We start from the raw sequence: 20,778 nt of genomic DNA on the forward strand, positions 1-20,778 counted from the left end.
GCCGCGGGACGTAGGTTTTGGATTCAACTACTAACAAACCTTAGTGAGGATTCAATACATCAAATTAAAACTGAAAAAGATCCTGTAACGCCATTTTTAGCCAATTTCATTTTTAAATTATCAGCCATGTGTTTGTCACCAAATGGTCCCACTCTAACAACATAGTGTTGCTTGTAATGTTCGATAAATACTGGTGATGGACTGATATGGACTAACTTTTCTTTTAAGCGCCTTGCTAAAACCTCTGAGGAAAAAGCTCCTGCTTGCAGATAATAATGGGCTTGACCTGCTGGCCCCATTAACGTTTCTATTTCCACCGGAGCAGTTCCCTTTGGAAATACGCCCAGTTTTAAAGCAGCAGCATACGATAAATCAATTACTCTATCCGCGTGAAATGGCCCCCTATCATTCACCTTAACCACCGCAACGCGCCCATTATTTAAGTTTTTGACTTTTACATAGGTTGGTAAGGGTAAAGTCTTATGCGCCGCGGTCATGACATACATATCATAGGGTTCGCCACTAGATGTTCGCTGCTTGTGAAATTTTGTTCCATACCAGGATGCGATACCTCTTGTCTTATAACCAGTAGAACTTTTCAGCACTTCGTAAGTGCGTCCATCTACATAATATTCAGTTGGATTCCCATATCTGCTTAATGGCTCCTTTGTCGGGACAGGCTCCTTGAAAGTTATCGCTTTCTTTTTTGTGGGTGCGCCATCTTGTTGAATGGTGTAGCGATGGGTTTTATTTCTGTAGCGATCGTATATTGAATTTTTGGAGTGGGCTGGAGATTTTGCACCAGTTGTTGAAATGGGAGGATTATTATTGGTTGTTTGACAGCCCGAGATAAGTACTGTGATTATTATTAATATTTTTCTCATATTTTCTAATTTATAATTATTATTTTATCTAACTATACCGAAAAAGAGATACTTTTCGAAGTTTTGAGTCCAAATAATTTAAAACCGACAAAAAAAATCAATATTTTCATTCTGCTATTTGGCCGGTTGCGGCAGGCTGTGATAATATAACAACATTTTGTAACTACATCAGGAATTACATGACTAAAGCCACGTCTTTTTTATTGACGACATTATTTTTTATTACCCTATTTGTGCAGTCAACCAATTCAACTGCGGAAGGATCTTTACCTACGGATTTACAGAAGCCGTCGCCTTCAATTACAAACAAACCTTTAGTTACTCCTGCTGCCCCAGCATTGAATGCCAAGGCCTACATACTTATTGATGTAAACAGTGGAAAAATTATTGCAGAAAAAAATAGTGAAGAGCGTTTGCCACCGGCGAGCTTGACTAAAATGATGACTTTATATGTTGTCTCAAATGCATTACATCATGAGCAAATTCATTTAACCGATAGCGTAAGAGTGAGCCGCGATGCCTGGAAAATTGGTGGTTCACGCATGTTTATCAAGGAAGGACAGCAAGTTTCAGTGGAAGACTTGTTAAAAGGTATTATCGTTGACTCCGGCAATGATGCCTGTGTGGCTATGGCTGAGCATGTTGGTGGAACTGAAAATGCCTTTACTGATATCATGAACCAACAAGCCCAAAATCTTGGAATGACCAATAGTCATTTTACCGACAGTACTGGTTTACCGGATCCCAACTTATATACTACAGCTAAAGATTTGGCTATTTTAGGCAGAGCGTTAGTTACTGATTTCCCTCAATATTATAGTTGGTATAAACAAAAATGGTTTACCTATAACGGCATACGTCAACCTAATAGAAATCGATTATTATGGCGCGATAACCAAGTTGACGGCCTTAAAACAGGGCATACTGCCGAAGCAGGTTTTTGTCTGGTTTCTTCTGCAAAACGTGACAACATGCGTTTATTAGCAGTTGTACTTGGTGAGCCCAATGACTCCTCACGAGCAGATGATAGTGAAAAACTACTCAATTATGGTTTTAGGTTCTTTGAAACGCATCAATTATATAAGTCAGGTCAGTCTATTACCGAGATGCCTCTCTATAAAGGTGCGGTAGATAAAGTAACTGTCGGATTAACTGATGACCAATTTATTACTATACCAGCGGGTCAATATCAAAGACTTAATATTTCAACTAAAATTCCTTCCTATTTGCAGGCTCCAATCAAAAAAGGAGATAAAGTAGGCGATTTAGTAGTCCAATTTGATAATAATATTGTGTCAACTCGTCCCTTATATGCCCTTCAAACAGTTGATTCAGGTGGCTTTTACACCAGGACAAAAGACTCCATTCGCTTGGCATTCAAACGTTGGTTTGGATCTTAAGGTTAATTCACGGATGAAGACAACATTTGTTAATGGCGAGTATCTCGACCCTAGCGACGCTAAAATTTCAATATTTGACCGTGGTTTTTTATTTGGGGATGCTGTTTATGAAGTTCTGCCCGTATACAACGGGCAGCCTTTTTTTGTTGAAAGGCATATAGAGCGCCTTAACTCTAATTTGAAAAAAATTAAAATCGAAGCGCCTCCATATGATTGGTATGAAATAATTCACCGCCTGGTTACTGAAAATAATGGTGGTAGTTTACAAATTTATATTCAGGTCACACGGGGCAATCAAGGGGTAAGAAAACACGATATTCCCTCATCTATTAGCCCTTCTGTTATTGCATTTACAATGCATAATCCTTTCCCATCTGACCTTGATAAGGAAAAGGGACTTGTTGCAAAATTGATTGAAGACATTCGCTGGTCAAGATGTGATATTAAAACAACTTCCTTAATTGCTAATATATTACTAAACGATGAGGCAGTATCATCCGGATACCAAACCTCAATCTTGGTTCGGGATGGGATAATCAATGAGGGTAGCACCTCTAACGTATTTTTAGTTTCTCAAGAGGATGTGATTAAAACCTCGCCCTTAACCAATTTGTGTTTACCTGGTATTACACGCCAGGTAGCTATTGAATTAATATCGCAGCTAAATTGGGATTTCAGAGAGGAAGATATAAATGTCAGTGATCTTTTTAGTGCAAAAGAGGTTTGGATAACCAGTACCACCAAAGAAATTATGCCAGTTACCCAGATTAATGATTTTCTTATTAACAAAGGTAATGTTGGAAAATACTGGCGGATTATTAACAAATCGTATCAACAATTATTAAGTTAAATTATGACTAAACCTACATTAATGGAGTTTCCCTGCCATTTCCCTATAAAAGTTATTGGTATTAACTCTCAAGTTTTATTAGATGAAATTAAGGAAATTACCATAAAACATTTTGTTGATTTCGAGGAGGAGCATCTGACCCACAAAGTGAGTCAGAAAAGTAATTATCTGGCAATTACAATAACGGTATTTGCAAAAAATCAAGAGATGCTGGATGCATTATATCAAGAACTAACCAAGCATCCCGATGTAAAAATGGTTTTATAATGAAAATTCATCATTTAGGTATTCAAGATTACGATAACGTATGGGTACAAATGAAAGCGTTTACCATCAATCGTGACAGCCACACTCCAGACGAGCTTTGGCTTTTAGAACATTACCCAGTGTATACACAGGGCCAGGCAGGTAAACCAGAACACATTCTGAATAATAACTCCATCAAAATTGTTCAATCCGATCGAGGTGGTCAAGTTACCTATCATGGCCCAGGCCAGTTAGTCGCTTATGTGTTAATGGATATACGCAGACGTAACCTTGGAATACGCACATTAGTTTCTCAATTAGAACAGGTATTACTTTCTGTACTTGCACAATATAAAATAGTAGCGAATACTCGTTGTGGTGCTCCTGGAGTATACGTAGGTGAAAAAAAAATAGCTTCGATTGGTCTTCGCGTTAAAAATGGTTGTACTTATCACGGAATAGCTCTGAATGTTGACATGGATTTAAACCCATTTTTGGGAATTAACCCTTGTGGCTTCGCTAAAATGGAAATGACTCAAATAAGTCATTTTCAATCTATTATTAATGTAGAAGAAGTAAGTCAGCATTTTGTGCGAGATTTTTTAAATCAATTTAAATAACGAGAAACTATGAATTTGTTCGCAGATTATGTTCAACCGCTTACTGATTGGCTGCAAACAAACCCTCGATGGTCTTTATTTATTACTTTTTTTATCGCTTTAACTGAATCATTAGCTATTATTGGCAGTATTATCCCTGGCTCGGTAACTATGACAGCAATAGGAATACTTGCTGGGTCAGGGATTATGCGTCTGGATTTGACTTTATTAGCCGCTACATTAGGAGCAATCTGCGGTGATAGCCTTAGTTATGCCTTAGGTTATTTTTATAGCGAACGATTAATTGAGGTCTGGCCATTTAAAAAATACCCTCACTGGTTAAAGTATGGTGAAGAATTTTTTGCACGACATGGTGGAAAAAGCGTTTTGCTTGGTCGTTTTATAGGTCCATTAAGATCATTAATTCCAGTTATTGCCGGAATATTACGCATGAAACAATGGCGATTTTTATTGGCGAACGTTTTATCTGCAATAGGTTGGTCTTTATTATATGTCATGCCTGGCGCTCTAATAGGCGCGGCCAGCCATGGGCTTTCAGCCGAAAGTGCCACACGCCTGTTTCTGCTAATACTCATTATACTTGCAGTGATTTGGTTAATTTCTTTGTTTTTGAAATGGCTATTTCTTAAATTAAGCTCCTTCTTTAAAAATAATTTACATCACTTTTGGTTGAGTTTGAAACATCATCCCTTGTTAGGTAAGCTCTATAATGCAATTACACCAGAAGAGGAACCAAATCATTTCCCAACCGCCGCATTGTTATTGTTATGCCTGCTTAGCTCGCTTTTTTTTATAATATTAGCTGTATTAAGTAGTAAAACCCAATGGCTTAACTGTTTTAACATACCGGTTCACCTGATAGTACAGAGCTTCCATACCCCATTATTAGAAGCATTTTTTATTATTTGTACTCAATTAACAAGTACCTTCACTATCACCAGTCTTTATATCATCTGTTGTCTTTGGTTCCTCTATCATAAACATCTAAAAGTTATCCCTTATTTGACCAGTTTAATTATTTCCAGTTATTTTATTGCCTTTTTATTAGCTTTCTTTATCAATAGCCCAAGACCCCAAGGCCTACAAGTCACTATGTCTGGCTCCTCCTTCGCAAGCAATCTCGAAATTGGCACCGCTTTTTATATATTTATCTTATTTTATATTAATAATAAATATACATTACTAACTAACTCGCTTAGAACCTTTATTCTGGTTGTGCTGGGTCTAAGCGGGGTTGGAACAGTATATCTTGGAGATGTTTGGCCCACAGATATTTTAATCGCTTATTTTGCGGGAGTAACTGTATGCCTGATTCATTATTTGATATACAGAAAATCTAATCTTAACTACTTAAAAACGACTCAATCAGCAACGATACTTCTTTCGCTACTTGCCGGCATATTATTTTCTACGGCTCTATCGACTTATCTGAATTTTAAAGCGTTGTCTTATAATCATACCCCCTACCGCAAAGAATATACCCTTAGTGAGTCAGTATGGTGGAACCAACAAAAACCGCTTTTGCCTATATATCGGTTGAACCGTATTGGTAACAGAATGAGTCTGTTAAATATACAGTACGTTGGAGAACTTGATGTATTGCAAAGCAGCCTGGAACAGAATGGCTGGGAAACACACGCAGAGTCATTTGTTACAAAATTACTGATGAAGATGAATACTAGCTCTAATAAAATTACGTTTCCCTTATTGGCTCAGTTGTATGAAAACAAACCTCCTGAATTAATTATGACTTATAAAGACAGTCATTCCCCATTAATTTTAGAACTGTATATTTGGGAATCGAATTATAATATTGTCGAATTAAATAAACCCCTCTTAATTGGCGCTCTTCATTCAAACAGGCACGAGAATGGCAAAAAAGACCATCAGCCTTCTTCTCAGTTAATTAATCCTTTGACTTATATTATGCCGGCTTTAAGTCAGTTTACTTTAAGACGAGTAGAACTGCCTAAAAGCATGATAAATTCAACCTTATTCCCCACTACCCCAATGATCTTGTTAATAAAAGATCCGGAAACGAAAAATTAGGCAGGCCAGCAGGGACAAGTGCCGGGCGAACTTTAATAATTCATTTCGTCTTAGCGTGCGTTAACGAAGCAATCCGGACCAATGTTCAATAGTAATCCTGATCTGGATTGCTCATTGTGTTCGCAAAGACTAGATACGATTGTTTTTGCATGCACACGTTCTTGTCCGGACAGGCTAGCCATGTCGTTGAATTGCTGATATATATATAGCACTATTGAAGAATGGAACTTCTCATTTCAAGGGTTGGACCAATGCATACCTTAGCTAAAGTTATCCACTGCCTCTTTCCATTAATTGCTTTAATACTTTTAATTATTGGAGTAAAAAGAAATACTATTTATTATGTAATTTCTTCCTTATGGTTAAGTCTCATCGCTCTGCTAATCCATTATCAATCATCAGGTGGCCAAATTTTTGGCAGTTATTTTAATTTTCTTAATGCAGCTATCTATACGGTTAATTTAGTCATATTGTTCATTTCGTTAATCCGAATCATTTCTCATTTAAGTGGCAACAGTACTGTTTTCAAATATACAAGCAGTTTAATTAAATCTTTTATCGTCATAGGTAGTTTATTAGTTATTACCAATCTTTGGATTAATGCATATTTCATTGAGAATCGAATGGTTGGAACGCCAATCATGCAGGTAGCTTTAGCCAAGAAGGCAACTTATTGTAATTATAGATATGTATTTTATAAGGTGGCCGCTGATGGTTCCGTTTTATACTTATGCCCCAATCATTTCGGCCTAATACCAGCCATTGGCCGTTTGTCCATTAACCCTGACTTCATTGCGACACAGCTGCCTATGCCAAGTAAAAAGCAGATGTTGTTGCAACAACATAAGGGCTAAGAGAGGCTAGTGACAAAATTGTTCTTAAGATTATAATTTGATATTATGCTTATAAATCACCAAATTAATGTTTATATGAAACGTTTCATTCCTTTATTTTTAGTGTTTTTCTGTCTTAATGGTTATGCCATGGCACCGAAACTCAACTGGGATAATGCGATTGATCGTGCAGTTAAACGGTATGGATTACGTGTAGAACCCCAACTGATTTCTTTTTTTTCCAAAGCTGGAGTAAGTTATCCTCCTCGTGAAATAGCACTGCTTGCTTTCAAGTCTGAACGAAAAGTTGAGCTATGGGCAAAAAACCCAAATCAACCATGGAGACATATTCATAATTATCCTTTAACCGGATTTAGTGGACGATTAGGACCTAAGCTAAGAGTCAACGATAAGCAAATACCTGAAGGTGTATACAAGCTCGTTAATTTTAATCCATTCAGTAGTATGCACTTATCAATGATGATTAATTACCCTAATAGTTTTGACAGAGAAAAAGGTTATTTGGATGGGCGAAGAGACTTGGGAAATAATATTTTTATTCATGGTAAGAGCTTATCTGTAGGATGTCTTGCTGTTGGAGATCTTGCTATAGATCAGCTGTTTATTTTAGCCAGACGTGTTGGTCTTCAGAATATTCAGGTCATTATTGCTCCCAATGACATGCGCCATAAAAAGCCATCCACCTCTACATTTGCGCAACCCCGGTGGCTTCCAGAACTTTATAAACAGATCGCGGAGTCACTTAAACCGTTTAGTAAATCTAAATATACTGTTTAACCTTAAAAAATAGTAATTTAAATTAATTTTAAGTATATACTTAGATAAAACTATAAATTATGGATGATATGGTTACCTTAAGAAAGCAATCGTGGTCTCACGTAGATTTAGGTGAAACTGCCGAAAATGATTCTCTTTTGGCCTGTCTTGTTTTATTGACAAGATATTATCAGAATCCTTTTTCTCCCCTTTCTCTTATCGCTCGCCTGCCCTTAGTCAATAATAAACTAACCGTGGAACTGTTCGTCAGATCTGCTGCGAGGGCTTCTCTGGATGCAGAAGTACAAACATTAAAATTAGATCAAATTGAAGATGCGAATATTCCCGCAGTTTTAATGAAGAAAGATGGAAATGCTGTTTTGTTGATTTTAGATGACGACGGGAAAAGAGTTGTCCTTGACCCTAAACAGCCCGATATGACATTAGATATCAAGGAAATTGCCCCCGAGTTAACTCAACAAGTTATTTTTGTTGATTTACAATTTAAACATACGGAAAGATCGCAGGAAACATTAGCCCAGCAACCTAAAAATTGGTTTTGGAAAGTGATGCTTAAATCCTGGCCTCTTTACTCTGAGGTTCTCATCGCCTCACTTCTGGTCAATATTTTTGCGTTAGTCATACCTCTATTTACCATGAATGTTTATGATAGAGTCGTTCCCAATCATGCAACGGACACCATGTGGGTATTAGCCAGTGGCGTAGCTCTTGTCTTTATTTTTGATACCCTACTCAAAACCTTAAGATCTTATTTTATTGATGTTGCTAACAAGCATACAGACCTTGAGTTATCGGCAACTATATTTCAACAAGTCCTGGGCTTAAAGATGGAAACCCGACCTAAATCCGTAGGTTCGCTGGCGAATACCGTCCAATCATTTGAATTATTTCGTGATTTTATTACCTCCAGTACAATGACTGTTCTTGTCGATCTGCCTTTTGCATTTATATTTCTATTTGTTATTTATTTAATTGGCGGTAATTTATTTTGGATCCCATTCATTGTTGTTCCTATAATATTTCTAATCGGCCTTATACTTCAGTGGCCTTTGATAAGGCTTACCAGGAAGGCATATCAATACTCAGCAGAAAAACAGGCCACTTTATTTGAGTCTTTAGCTGCTATCGAAACAGTGAAGACAACTGGAGCTGAATCTATACTGCAGTCTCGTTGGGAAAAAATAATTGATGAATCCTCAAAAAACTCAATGCACTTACGATTTGTTTCAAATAGCAGTATGAATCTCACTAATCTTGCTCAACAAATTGCAACCATAGCAATTGTTATTGCAGGAGTATACATGATTTCTAATAATGAATTGACAACAGGTGCATTGATCGCCTGCACTATTTTGACTGGCAGAGCTATGGCTCCTATGGCAGTAGTTTCCTCCCTATTCACTCGTTACTTTCAATCAGTCAATGCCCTGCAATCATTAAATAAAATTATGCAACTTGATACCGATATTAATGAAAATACCAAATTTCTCCATCGACCTGCACTTAAAGGGGATATTGAGTTTAGACAGGTTTTTTTTCATTATCCTGGCGACGAAATTAATGCATTAAGTAATCTTAATTTTAAAATTAAAGTTGGAGACCGCATAGCTATTATTGGCCGTGTTGGCTCTGGAAAATCTACACTAGGGAAGTTGCTATTAAAATTATTTCTCCCTAGTGAGGGAACAATATTGATGGATGGAACTGATTACAAGCAAATTAATCCCGATGATTTACGTCAACAAATTGGTTATGTGCCACAGGATGTGGTTCTATTGTATGGTAGCGTAAGGGATAATATCTGTGTTGGTGCCCCCTTTATTCGTGATAGTGAGCTTATCAAAGCTGCAGAAATTGCTGGGGTTACCTCTTTCACAAACAATCATCCCAAGGGATTTGATAGACAAGTTGGTGAAAAAGGTGCCGAATTATCAGGCGGTCAAAGACAAGCAGTTGCAATGGCACGCGCCTTAATTATGAATCCTAATGTATTACTTTTGGATGAACCTACGTCATCAATGGATGATAATAGTGAGAGACAAATAAAAGCTCGTCTCAATCAGTATTTGACGAATGAGCATACTTTAATTTTAATCACCCACAAAATATCAATGCTTGAATTAGTTAATAGAATCATCGTCTTAGAAGATGGTAAAATTATTGCAGACGGCTCCAAAGAGGCCGTTATTAATGCACTTAAATCAGGTAGCGTGAGGAAATAACAAAATGAGCAAAACGCACAAGTCCAGAGCCTTTACCCATATTATTTTATGGACTTCTGCTCTTTTTATAATCGCCGCAATAACGTGGGCTCACTATGCAATACTTGACGAAGTAACTACGGGTCAAGGAAAAGTAATTCCTTCAAGTGAAGTACAAATCATTCAAAATCTTGAAGGAGGGATTATTAAGAATATCTTTGTGAAAGAAGGGGAAATAGTAAAAAAAGATCAGATATTGATGCAGATTGACAATACCCGATTTATGTCAAGTTATGACGAATCTGAAAGAAAAAAAGATGCATTACAATTAGAAATTATACGTATTAATGCTGAAATAAATAAAACCCCACCTGTATTTCCTGACGAGCTTAAAAAATCTCAGCCTGACTTAGTAAAAGATCAACAATCTTTATATGAGTCGCGATTAAGAGAATTAAACCAATTACAAGTATCTTTGGAGCTAGCTCAAAAAGAATTAGATATGACGCGACCTCTATTAAAAACGGGATCAGTTTCTCCAGTGGAAGTGATCCGCTTAGAAAGATCAGTAAACGAAATAAAAGGAAGTATCGATAAGTTCAAGTCAGATGAATTGGATAAATTAAATAAAGCAAGAGGTGATTTATCCGCACTTATTGAAGCGAACAAAGCAGACAAAGATCGCTTGACTCGTACCACGGTAAGATCGCCTGTATATGGGATTATTAAACAGATCAAAACAACGACTATCGGTGGAGTAGTTCAGCCCGGAAGTGATATTATTGAAATTGTTCCACTTGATGATACCTTATTAATTGAAGCAAAAATTCGCCCTGCCGATATTGGTTTTATTCATCCAGGACAAAAGGCAATGGTTAAAATCACAGCCTATGACTTTTCAATTTATGGTGGCCTTGAAGGATCAGTAGAGCAAATTAGTGCGGATACTATAATTGACGAAACTGATAAAAAAAATGAAAGTTATTATATGATTAGAGTTCGCACCGCACAAAATCATCTGGGAACAGATAAAAAACCATTACCTATTATTCCTGGAATGTTGGCAACAGTTGATATTTTAACAGGTGAAAAATCAGTTCTCTCTTACATCCTGAAACCCATATTAAAAGCGAAACAATCTGCGCTGAGAGAACGTTAATGAATTTAGGAGTAAGTAGCAATTATTTCCCCAATAATTGCTACTTACTCCTATTTCGTGCTGATACATCAGTTCCAGACGACGTTATGTGCTAAGTAATATTCATTCGTGATCGGGATGAACGACAAAAATTCCTGGGGCATTACGAAGATATTCGTGATAATCCATTCCGTAGCCAAAAATATAATGATCTTCGACCTCTAAGCCCACAAAGTCGGCCTTTTGGAGGCCATTAGGTACTCTTTTACGATATTTATCTACCAGAACAGCACTATAAACTTCTGCGGCTCCTAGGGCTTGTATTTCAGCAATAATTGCTGCCAACGTGACACCTCCATCAAGAATATCATCAACTACTAAAACAGTTCTTCCCTCTAAATTGGCTGAAGGTCTTACCTTCCAATGTATCTCGCCTCCCGTAATATCCCCTCTATATCGGGTCGCATGAACGTAATCGACCTCCAAGGGAAAATCCAGACGATGTAATAGATTACCTAAAGGGACTAACCCACCAATCATGACACAAATAATTACAGGGTTTTTGTCTTGCAATTTCTCATGGATTTTAATTGCCATTCTATCCAGAGCTGCTTCTACTTCGTTAGTAGTAAAAAGACAGCTTGATTTTTCATAGACTGACTTGATTTTATGAGGGATAGTCATTTATTTTTCCTTGAATAGTGATGATAATCTTTTACCCTACCAACCCCAAAAGAGCTAATTTAAAAATGGCAGGTAACAAGATTAGGAGTATTGTCATTTATAAGAAACTAATCTTTTATCTTTCCTGTTCCTGGAAAAGGGCTGACTTTATTACCGTAGCCAATGTTATCCTTTACTTTTGCTGTACCTTGCTTTGCTACTTCATCTATACGAAAAACAGAATGCATAGGAATAAAAGTACGCTTAACGTCGCTGAATTCCATTTTAAGTTTTTCTTCAGAAGGATCCACTACTAGAGCGGTTTGTTCACCAAATACCAGTTCTTCAATTTCCAAAAAACCAAACATCTCACTTTCTTTGATAGAACGTGCGTATATCTCATAAATTGCCTCTTGATTGGCAAAAGTGATTCGGAATAATGTTTTTTTAGTCATTAAATAAACCTGTTTATAAATCAAAGTGAAGTATACAAAAATAAAGGGGTAGTGTTCAAATATTTATAGTTAATTTGTTGCAGGTTGCAAAGGAGACTTATATTTTTTACTTGCAGGCTGCTCTATAGGTGCGGTAATTAACGAAGGAGATATTGCTTCGAATTTTTGAGCAATATAACAATAAAAGCCCGAAGGAAATGGCCACAACATTTTACCTACCTCATCAAAAAAAGTTAATTTTTTAATTAATGACTTGCTGTTAACCGGTGGGATATAGCAAAAATTACTTAAAGCACATTGTCTATACCCTCTTTGTAAAAATACCCTGTTCACGTGGAATGGTGTGCGCATTTTAATCGCCCGGTCATTGTAACAATGCAATAATCCACATTTCATTGCCCCTCCCCATAAACTCCATGGATTAATACTTAATAAAATAATAAAACCCATCGGTTTTAGAATTCGGTCGATCTCATCTATTAAACTTAAACTGTTTCCGTAAGGTTCTAAGGTTAATGGCGCCAATACGCAATCTAAACTGTTTCTATTTAAAGGGATTTGATTAAAAGAACATTCCAGATGAATTTTATTATTTAAAGCAAAAGGGGAGGCTATCCATTTTCGATTAAAATTGAGCATATTCAGCCAGGGATTATCGCCACAATTGCCTAATTGCAGCAGTGTTTCCCCTCTTAAATAATCATTTACAGATTTTAACTGTTCACTAAATTCATTAGCTACAGATAAACCCAAAGACAAATTAAACCATTCATTGAGAGCGCGATATTGTTTTATTTGCTGTTCAATCAACAAAATAATGCCTTTTAAAATAGTTAATCCTGAATTAAACTACAATACAACGAGTTTCACATCCAAACAAATTTATTTTTCTTTCCTAAGGATAAGCTTAATCATCCCCTGTCACTATATCTTAATTAAAAATTACTAAACTCGTATAATTAAAACAACTTTAATAAAACCAAGTATATACTTAACCAAAAGAATAAATATTAAAATTTAGTTAAAGAGAGTTAATATTATTGAATATATTAACTATAGTTATAAATAATAAACAAATTGACCGATAAAGACATGGCCTTAGCAACGGATGAACATAGATTACAGGGAATTGGGCAGTTACTAGTCCTCGAAAACCTTTTGGATAAAGCAAAGGCTGCTGCGTTTTATAAACTCGCAGCAGAAGAAAAAATTTCTTTGCTTCAATATCTGGTTCAAAATAATATTTTATCTGCTGAACAAATAGCTCTTACTGCAGCTCAAAGTTTTGGCGTACCTTTGATGGATATCAATTGCATCGATATTGAAAGTATTCCTGTTAATCTGGTTAATGAAAAACTTATTCGTCGCCATACTATGCTCCCATTATTTAGCCGTGGCAATAATCTATATCTGGCTACCGATGATCCCAGTAAACAAGCTTCTTTAAAGGAAATTCAATTTCATACCGGCCTCAATACTAATGCAATAGTAGTTGAAACGGATAAACTAAATGCACTAATTGATCATTTATTATCAGCTAAAGAAAATCAGGGACTCGCAGATTACGGTGATGATAATGATTTAGAAGGCTTGGAAATTAGTTCAGATGATGAAGAGCCTGACATGGAGAGCGTTGCATCGGTTACCGAAGACGCGCCTATTGTTAAATTTGTTAATAAGATTTTACTCGAAGCAATTAAAGAAGGGGCTTCGGATATTCATTTTGAGCCCTATGAAAGAGAGTATCGTATTCGCTACCGACTAGATGGTATTTTGCATGAAGTGGCAACTCCCCCTTCAAGCTTATCATCAAGAATTACTGCTCGTATTAAAGTAATGTCCAATTTAGACATTTCTGAAAGACGAACCCCTCAAGATGGGGGGTTTAAGATGAAAATATCCAAAAATCGTTCAATAGATTTCAGAGTGAGCACCTGCCCCACTACCGGTGGTGAGAAAGTGGTCATGCGGATTCTTGATCCCAGTTCAGCCAAGCTGGGAATAGAAGCTTTAGGTTTTAGCCCAGCCCAAAAAGCGCTCTTTGTTAAAGCAATTGAACGCCCTCAAGGCATGATTCTGGTCACTGGCCCCACCGGTAGCGGGAAAACAGTGACTTTATATACTGCATTAAACATCCTTAATACCAAGGAAGTTAATATTTCTACAGCTGAAGATCCTGTTGAAATTAAAGTACCCGGAATTAATCAGGTTAATATTAACATTAAGGCTGGGTTAACTTTCTCAGGGGCATTACGCTCATTTTTACGCCAAGATCCTGATATTATTATGGTTGGGGAGATTCGAGATTTAGAAACAGCTGAAATTGCTGTTAAAGCAGCTCAAACAGGACACTTAGTTCTTTCTACACTGCATACTAACAGTGCGGCAGAAACATTAAACAGACTGGTCAATATGGGAATACCGACATTTAATATAGTCAGTTCAGTTACACTCATAATAGCGCAACGATTAGCAAGAAAATTGTGTGACTCTTGTAAAGCGATAAGAGATGACTTCACTAACTCAGGTTTGATAGAGATTGGTTTCAATGAAACAGATCTGGTAGATATTAAATTATATAAAGCTGTAGGTTGTAATCAATGTACTAATGGTTACAGAGGACGAGTAGGATTATTTGAAGTGTTACCTATGACAAAAGCTCTTGGTCTGTTGATCATGTCTGGTGGAAACTCCCTTGATATTTTAAAACTTGCGCAATCAGAGGGAATGTTAACAATATTCCAATCTGGGCTAGAAAAAGTAAAAGAGGGCGTTACTACCATAGAGGAGGTCAATCGGGTAACCGTTGAATAAGCTCATGGCAAAAAATAAGGACATGGTTTTAACTTTTCATTATGAAGGAATTAATAAATCCGGCCAAAAAATGATTGGTGATATTCAAGCTAAAAGTCTGGCTATAGCTAAAGCAGATCTACGTAAACAAGGAATCATTCCTAATAAGGTAGTTAAAAAACGAAAACCCTTTTTTGATAGAAAAAATAAAAAAATCACTGCTGGCGATATTACGGTGTTCAGTCGTCAACTCGCTACTATGATTGAATCAGGAATCCCTCTTGTACAGGCTTTTGACATTGTAGCCAAAGGGCAGACTAACAAAAGATTAAAAGACTTAATAGAAACGATTAAAAATGATGTTGAAACCGGATTAACCCTTGCTGAATCGTTAATTAAACATCCAGCTTATTTTAATGAGTTATTTTGTAATTTGGTTGATGCCGGTGAAAAATCAGGTTCTCTCGATATAATGTTAGCTAAAGTAGCAACTTATAAAGAGAAAATTGAAACGATAAAAAAGAAAATTAAAAAAGCATTAACCTACCCAATCGCTGTAATGGTAGTCGCTCTTATTGTCACTGCCGGGCTGTTAATTTTTGTTGTCCCCCAGTTTGAGTCTTTATTTAAAGGATTTGGAGCCGACTTACCTGCTTTGACTCAGGGAGTCGTTACTATGTCTAAATTTTTTCAATCCTACTGGTATTTTATTTTTGGTTCTCTTGGCGGTGCGGTTTATGCCTTTGTCTATGCCAAAAATCATTCGTTAAATTTTGCAGAAAATCTGGATAGAGTCTTGTTAAAATTTCCCGTTATTGGACCTATTTTACAAAAAGCATCGATTGCTCGCTTTACGAGAACTTTATCGATTACATTTGCCGCAGGATTACCGCTGGTTGAGGCGTTAAAATCTGTAGCTGGGGCTACAGGTAATATTATTTATTCCAATGCAACAGATATTATTAGAGAAGAAGTGGCTACCGGGCAACAAATGAATATAGCTATGGAACATACCCATTTATTTCCTAATATGGTGATCCAGATGGTAGCAATAGGAGAAGAATCAGGCGCCTTAGAGAAGATGTTGAGTAAAGTCGCTGATTTTTACGAAGAGGACGTTGATAATGCCGTGGATGCTCTTAGCAGTTTATTAGAACCAATAATTATGTCAATATTAGGTATCTTGGTAGGTGGATTAGTTATTGCGATGTATTTACCTATCTTTAAACTTGGATCCGCAGTTTAAACGGATTTAGCGTAACCTAATAAAGGCATGTCCATTAAATGATACAAGAGCTTATCGCAAATACTCCCTGGTTTATTTATCTGACTATCGCTTTTCTGTCACTATGTGTTGGTAGTTTATTAAACGTAGTTATTTATCGCTTGCCCATCATGTTACATGATGAATGGAAACAGCAATGTTGTGAGTTATTATCAATAAAAGATGAAGAGAAAAAAAAAACTATCAACCTTTTTTTCCCAAGATCGTTTTGCCCTCACTGCAAAAGCTTAGTTAAAGCATGGCAAAACATTCCTTTGATAAGTTATATCTTTTTAAGAGGACGTTGTTATCAGTGCAAAGCGCCTATTTCAATAAGATATCCTCTTATCGAACTTTTAACCTTGCTGTTGTCATTATATGCCACGTGGCACTTTGGATTTACGTTACAATTACCTTTTATTTTAATAGCGATCTGGCTTTTAATTTGTTTAATTTTTATCGATTTAGATCATCAACTACTACCAGACACGATTACTTTAAGTTTGCTCTGGATAGGTCTTATTGCCAATACTCAAAATTTATTCACCAATCTTCCTGTTGCGGTATTAAGTGCAGCCGGTGCCTATATCTGTCTGTGGATTGTTATTAAATTATTTTACTTAATGACGGGTAAAATTGGTATGGGTCATGGTGATTTTAAATTATTCGCGGCATTTGGTGCCTGGTTTGGTTGGGTATTTTTACCGTTAATTCTTTTACTTTCATCAATTGTTGGCGCGGTGATTGGATTGATTTACTTGCGAATGAGTAAAAAATCGCGCGATACAGCAATTCCTTTTGGTCCCTTTCTGTGTATGGCTGGCTTAATTTCTATGTTTTGGGGACATGCGATAATTCACTGGTATATGAACTTCTGGTTCTAAATATAAAATATATGTTAAAAATTAGTATGAAATTATTTTATTTAAATATCATTAAGTTGTATGAGAAAAAATGGAATACTCCCCTTTTGATTTGATTTTTTAAATCCAGAGACTATATTTAAAATGTTGTTTTAATTAACTATAAATAAGGGAATATATAATGAATAAGGATAATTTAAAAGCTCAAGAGCGTAATAATAAAAATAGCCAAGGCCATGTTCAACAAGAACGTCCTCATCATTCAGATCCTAAACGCGATCAGCAACGCCCTCACGATGCGAATCAAAGAAATGCACCACAAGGACGTAATTCCAGAGCGCGATAAGAAAATAGAGTAAACCAGTCAAACCGATAACTCGTTCGATTGACTGGTTTCAAATGGTTAAATAGCTTATATTTGATTTTGTTATAAGTTAATTTTTAAAAGGAGCTTTAAAATGGATAACTTAAATAAAAGACCTAACGCCAGTCAAAAATCCCATGTTGCTGATGCAGCTTCCGAACTTTTAAATGAAGGAAAGAAATTTGCTAATGAGTTATATGAAGAAGGCTTACATAAAGTTAATGAAGCAGAAGATAGCGTTAAAAAATATTCAGATGAATTATTGAAAAAAGTACAGGAGAATCCATTGACTTCAATACTGATAGCAGGAGGAGTAGGATTCTTACTATCTAAGTTATTGAGAAAATGATAAAAATCCTGGAGCAAATAGAAGGCCTTGTTTCTAGTAAATTCGAAACGTTTAGAACAATACTTTCTATTTTTAAGCTGGAAGCAAAATTGGCTGGGCTTAGTGTTTATCCCCTATTACTGAATACGTGCATGATATTTGTTGTATTAATTACAGTGTGGTTATCAGCTATGTTTTTGATCGGCTATTTTGCCGTACTCTATTGGGGAACTCTTCTTTTAGCCATTTCTGCGATCTTATTTTTTAATCTAATTTTGCTTTTGGGCCTACTCAAATATCTTATATATAATTTAAGAAGTATGAGTTTTGAAAAAACCAGGGCATATCTATCCCCCCAAGAGAGCAGTGAAGATGGCAAACTCCAGAAAACAATTAATCGTAGAAATTACAAGGCTGGAAAAAACATTACAGTACCAGCAAAGCCAAACGGCGAAGCATAAAAAATACCTTATGGGTGTGATCGATGACTATAAGGTTATATTTTTTGCCATACTTTTGCCTTCATTTTTCATAGGATGGAAAGTTGGCAGAGGAAAGTGGTTGGGTCAAATAGTCAAGCAACTCATTGAAGTGGGAATGCTTGCGGTGGTGTCCCATTCTAAAAAACAATTACTCAGTGCTTTTAGATAGTAAGTCTAGCACGAATTATTTTACAAGCCCCAGGTTCCTAATTCTTTCAAGAAGCTCATCATCAACTTCTTCTGTTTCTTCTTCAACAACCACTATTTGTTCAGTAAAATCAAGAACTCCGCCCATGTCTTCTCTAATATGTGTAATATATTCAAAGTATAATCAGCCGAGCATTTGGTGTGAATTTGCAACACAATGAGCAACTACGCACCTTCGTTTGTTATGATTTGGAGTTTCACATTTTCAAATAAGCTATATAATAGCCGAACTTTGTTATTAAAACTCAAATAGCACCACAAACAATTAGCTCTATAACTTATGCATTTTACTCAAAGTAAATTACGGATGAAATATCGTCCAGATATTGATGGCTTACGGGCCATTGCCATTCTATTTGTGTTATTTTTTCACGGCGGACTAAAATTATTCCCTTCTGGTTTTATCGGCGTGGATATTTTTTTCGTTATTTCCGGGTTTTTGATTACTGGTATTATTCATGAATCCTTGGAAAATAATCATTTCTCTTTTAGTGAATTTTATAGCCGAAGATTATGGCGGCTCCAACCAGTATTTATTTGCCTGATGCTGATTACCTCCCTTTTGACTTTGTCGTTCTATTTGCCTGATGATTTGATCCAATATTTCAAGAGTGCACGTAAGACCTCTCTTTTTATTTCAAATACCTTCTTTGAACGAGTAACTACGGGTTATTTTTCGCCCAACAATAATCAATTGCCTTTATTGCATACTTGGTCACTATCCATTGAGTGGCAATGCTATTTGATCTTGCCTATAGTGATTTACGGTCTCTATCGTGCTTTAGGTAAACACCATATTACAAAGATAATTTATTTACTCACTTTACTTTTTTTTGCTTTGTCTTTGTATTTTTCGTTAAATTATCCCACAAAAACCTATTATCAATTGTTGAGTCGCATTTTTGAATTTTTAATCGGCTCTTGTGTGGCATTAAGCCATAATCGTTTTTCATTTAATAAATATGTATTGGATCTGATAAGTGCAGTAGCCCTTCTCGCTTTATTTTATATAGCCACTCGTCACAACATCAATACAGGATTTCCTAATTGGTACGCCTTTGTTTTATGTGTTGCAACTGGAGTACTTCTTGCTATAGGTAAAGATCACCCTAAACTCATTCTGACTCAATTTCTTTCTGTGAGACCTATAGTATTCATAGGCTTAATCTCATATTCATTATATATCTGGCACTGGCCTGTATTTGCGCTCATTCGATATTTAGGCCTTGAAGAAACCCCGGCCATTTTATTATTAGCTTTTGGTTTCGTCTTTATGACGGCTTACATTTCCTGGCGATTCATTGAAAAACCGGCACGTAAATTTAAGAACATTAAATTGAGTTATAGCCTCATCTATTTGTTGATCCTACCTATCCTAATAATGCATCTTGGTGACTATGTAATTAAAAATCATGAAGGATACCCTCAACGCTTTGAAGAAGCTGCAAGAGTTTATGCTCAGTTACAACAATACGCCAATCCGCAAAGACCATTATGTCTTCAGGAAAAAAATGTTGAAATAGATAGTAATTGTCTGCTTGGCGCAAAAAATTCAAATAGCAAAACAGGCTTTATGATAGGCGACTCCTATTCAAATCATTATTGGGGATTTATGGATATTCTTGGTCAGAAAGCCAATATATCTATACTGGCCCATGCGACTGCTGCTTGCCTTTCTTTACCTGGAATATCCCAGTATGATTGGAATACTAAAGTCTATAAAGCCTGTCAGGAACAGACAACACGTTACTATAATATGATTAAGACAAATCATTATGATTACGTCATCATAGGTCAAAACTGGAACGGCTATTTAAATAATAAACTAATTCCCCAAAGTGACAGTTCAGAGCAGGTCAAAGAGCATATTGAAAAAGCCTTGGATGAAGCCCTACAAATTATTATTGCATCCGGTTCTAAGCCCGTATTAATAAAATCAATTGAACTGGGGGATAATACTCGTGATTGTTTTTTTGATCACATAAAGAGACGAAGTGAATATAATCCTGAACGCTGCAATTTTAATATCGCGCTTAACGAGCAACAGTGGCAAAATGCTCTTTTTTCACGCATGAAAAATAAATATGCTCAATTAATAATTATTGATCCTAAAACCGTGCAATGCCCTGAAGGTCGATGCAAAGCGGATATTAATGGAGTTCCGGTATTTCGTGATGCGGGGCATATCACTGATTATGCATCTTACCACTTGGGAAACATTTATTTACAACACTATAAAAATCCTTTGGTAGTTTAAAAACAGGGACTAAAGGAACTAAACTGCTGCTGGCGCATTCAGTAAATATTTAAACTCGGTTAGATACTCATCTATCTGATGAG

At 36.2% G+C, this 20,778-nt stretch carries 20 protein-coding genes; 16 read left to right on the top strand and 4 right to left on the bottom strand.

Annotated elements, in window-relative coordinates; genetic code table 11:
• Positions 1-59: 59 nt before the first annotated feature.
• Positions 60-884: a septal ring lytic transglycosylase RlpA family protein gene (locus LOX96_RS12745; RefSeq protein ID WP_250422481.1), complete on the bottom strand. Its 825-nt coding sequence runs from the start codon at positions 882-884 to the stop codon at positions 60-62.
• Positions 885-1,063: 179 nt separating this feature from the next.
• Between LOX96_RS12745 and LOX96_RS12750 the strand changes: the two genes are divergently transcribed.
• The 9 genes from LOX96_RS12750 (at position 1,064) to LOX96_RS12790 (ending at position 11,040) form a co-directional block, all read left to right on the top strand.
• Positions 1,064-2,284 (top strand): D-alanyl-D-alanine carboxypeptidase family protein, encoded by a 1,221-nt coding sequence (locus tag LOX96_RS12750; protein ID WP_250422479.1) that lies wholly within the window; start codon positions 1,064-1,066, stop codon positions 2,282-2,284.
• A gap of 13 nt (positions 2,285-2,297) precedes the next feature.
• Positions 2,298-3,134 (top strand): D-amino acid aminotransferase, encoded by an 837-nt coding sequence (locus LOX96_RS12755; protein WP_250422477.1) that lies wholly within the window; start codon positions 2,298-2,300, stop codon positions 3,132-3,134.
• Between the two features lie 3 nt (positions 3,135-3,137).
• Positions 3,138-3,401 (top strand): HP0495 family protein, encoded by a 264-nt coding sequence (locus tag LOX96_RS12760; RefSeq protein ID WP_250422475.1) that lies wholly within the window; start codon positions 3,138-3,140, stop codon positions 3,399-3,401.
• On the top strand, positions 3,401-4,000 hold the full coding sequence (gene lipB / locus LOX96_RS12765) for a lipoyl(octanoyl) transferase LipB (protein ID WP_250422474.1): 600 nt from the start codon (positions 3,401-3,403) through the stop codon (positions 3,998-4,000). Before LOX96_RS12760 ends, lipB begins: the two co-directional genes overlap by 1 nt.
• A 9-nt stretch (positions 4,001-4,009) precedes the next feature.
• Positions 4,010-6,049, top strand: coding sequence for a VTT domain-containing protein (locus tag LOX96_RS12770; RefSeq protein WP_250422471.1), 2,040 nt, complete (start codon positions 4,010-4,012; stop codon positions 6,047-6,049).
• 251 nt (positions 6,050-6,300) lie between these two features.
• Entirely contained in the window at positions 6,301-6,903 is a 603-nt protein-coding gene (locus LOX96_RS12775) for a type I secretion system protein LssZ (protein ID WP_250422469.1), read from the top strand.
• 75 nt (positions 6,904-6,978) lie between these two features.
• The gene (locus tag LOX96_RS12780) at positions 6,979-7,680 is read left to right on the top strand and encodes a L,D-transpeptidase family protein (protein ID WP_250422465.1); all 702 of its coding nucleotides are present in this window, start codon (positions 6,979-6,981) and stop codon (positions 7,678-7,680) included.
• A 68-nt stretch (positions 7,681-7,748) separates the two neighbouring features.
• A complete protein-coding gene (locus LOX96_RS12785; RefSeq protein WP_250422462.1) occupies positions 7,749-9,902 on the top strand; it encodes a type I secretion system permease/ATPase in 2,154 nt (717 codons plus the stop codon).
• Positions 9,903-9,906: 4 nt separating this feature from the next.
• Positions 9,907-11,040 carry an HlyD family type I secretion periplasmic adaptor subunit gene (locus LOX96_RS12790; protein WP_250422460.1) on the top strand — a complete coding sequence of 378 codons (1,134 nt, stop codon included), beginning with the start codon at positions 9,907-9,909 and terminating at the stop codon, positions 11,038-11,040.
• A gap of 102 nt (positions 11,041-11,142) precedes the next feature.
• Here LOX96_RS12790 and LOX96_RS12795 read toward each other — a convergent pair whose 3' ends face one another.
• From LOX96_RS12795 to LOX96_RS12805, 3 genes are all read right to left on the bottom strand, one after another.
• On the bottom strand, positions 11,143-11,703 hold the full coding sequence (locus LOX96_RS12795; RefSeq protein ID WP_250422458.1) for a hypoxanthine-guanine phosphoribosyltransferase: 561 nt from the start codon (positions 11,701-11,703) through the stop codon (positions 11,143-11,145).
• A gap of 107 nt (positions 11,704-11,810) precedes the next feature.
• Positions 11,811-12,137 carry a DUF1820 family protein gene (locus tag LOX96_RS12800; RefSeq protein ID WP_250422455.1) on the bottom strand — a complete coding sequence of 109 codons (327 nt, stop codon included), beginning with the start codon at positions 12,135-12,137 and terminating at the stop codon, positions 11,811-11,813.
• A 69-nt stretch (positions 12,138-12,206) separates the two neighbouring features.
• Positions 12,207-12,950 (bottom strand): methyltransferase domain-containing protein, encoded by a 744-nt coding sequence (locus tag LOX96_RS12805; protein WP_250422453.1) that lies wholly within the window; start codon positions 12,948-12,950, stop codon positions 12,207-12,209.
• 279 nt (positions 12,951-13,229) lie between these two features.
• On the opposite strand from LOX96_RS12805, the gene pilB reads away from it, so the two are divergent.
• The 7 genes from pilB (at position 13,230) to LOX96_RS12840 (ending at position 20,695) form a co-directional block, all read left to right on the top strand.
• The gene (gene pilB / locus LOX96_RS12810) at positions 13,230-14,951 is read left to right on the top strand and encodes a type IV-A pilus assembly ATPase PilB (RefSeq protein WP_250422451.1); all 1,722 of its coding nucleotides are present in this window, start codon (positions 13,230-13,232) and stop codon (positions 14,949-14,951) included.
• Positions 14,952-14,955: 4 nt separating this feature from the next.
• Positions 14,956-16,176 (top strand): type II secretion system F family protein, encoded by a 1,221-nt coding sequence (locus tag LOX96_RS12815; protein WP_250422449.1) that lies wholly within the window; start codon positions 14,956-14,958, stop codon positions 16,174-16,176.
• Positions 16,177-16,214: 38 nt separating this feature from the next.
• The gene (locus LOX96_RS12820; RefSeq protein WP_250422447.1) at positions 16,215-17,078 is read left to right on the top strand and encodes a prepilin peptidase; all 864 of its coding nucleotides are present in this window, start codon (positions 16,215-16,217) and stop codon (positions 17,076-17,078) included.
• 160 nt (positions 17,079-17,238) lie between these two features.
• Positions 17,239-17,403: a hypothetical protein gene (locus LOX96_RS12825; protein ID WP_250422445.1), complete on the top strand. Its 165-nt coding sequence runs from the start codon at positions 17,239-17,241 to the stop codon at positions 17,401-17,403.
• A gap of 112 nt (positions 17,404-17,515) precedes the next feature.
• On the top strand, positions 17,516-17,770 hold the full coding sequence (locus LOX96_RS12830; RefSeq protein ID WP_250422443.1) for an ElaB/YgaM/YqjD family protein: 255 nt from the start codon (positions 17,516-17,518) through the stop codon (positions 17,768-17,770).
• Positions 17,771-18,121: 351 nt separating this feature from the next.
• Complete coding sequence (locus tag LOX96_RS12835) at positions 18,122-18,400, top strand: hypothetical protein (RefSeq protein WP_250422441.1); 279 nt, start codon at positions 18,122-18,124, stop codon at positions 18,398-18,400.
• Positions 18,401-18,745: 345 nt separating this feature from the next.
• A complete protein-coding gene (locus LOX96_RS12840; protein ID WP_250422439.1) occupies positions 18,746-20,695 on the top strand; it encodes an acyltransferase family protein in 1,950 nt (649 codons plus the stop codon).
• Positions 20,696-20,778 lie beyond the last annotated feature (83 nt).

This window comes from Legionella maioricensis (assembly GCF_023618015.1).
Lineage (GTDB): Bacteria > Pseudomonadota > Gammaproteobacteria > Legionellales > Legionellaceae > Legionella > Legionella maioricensis.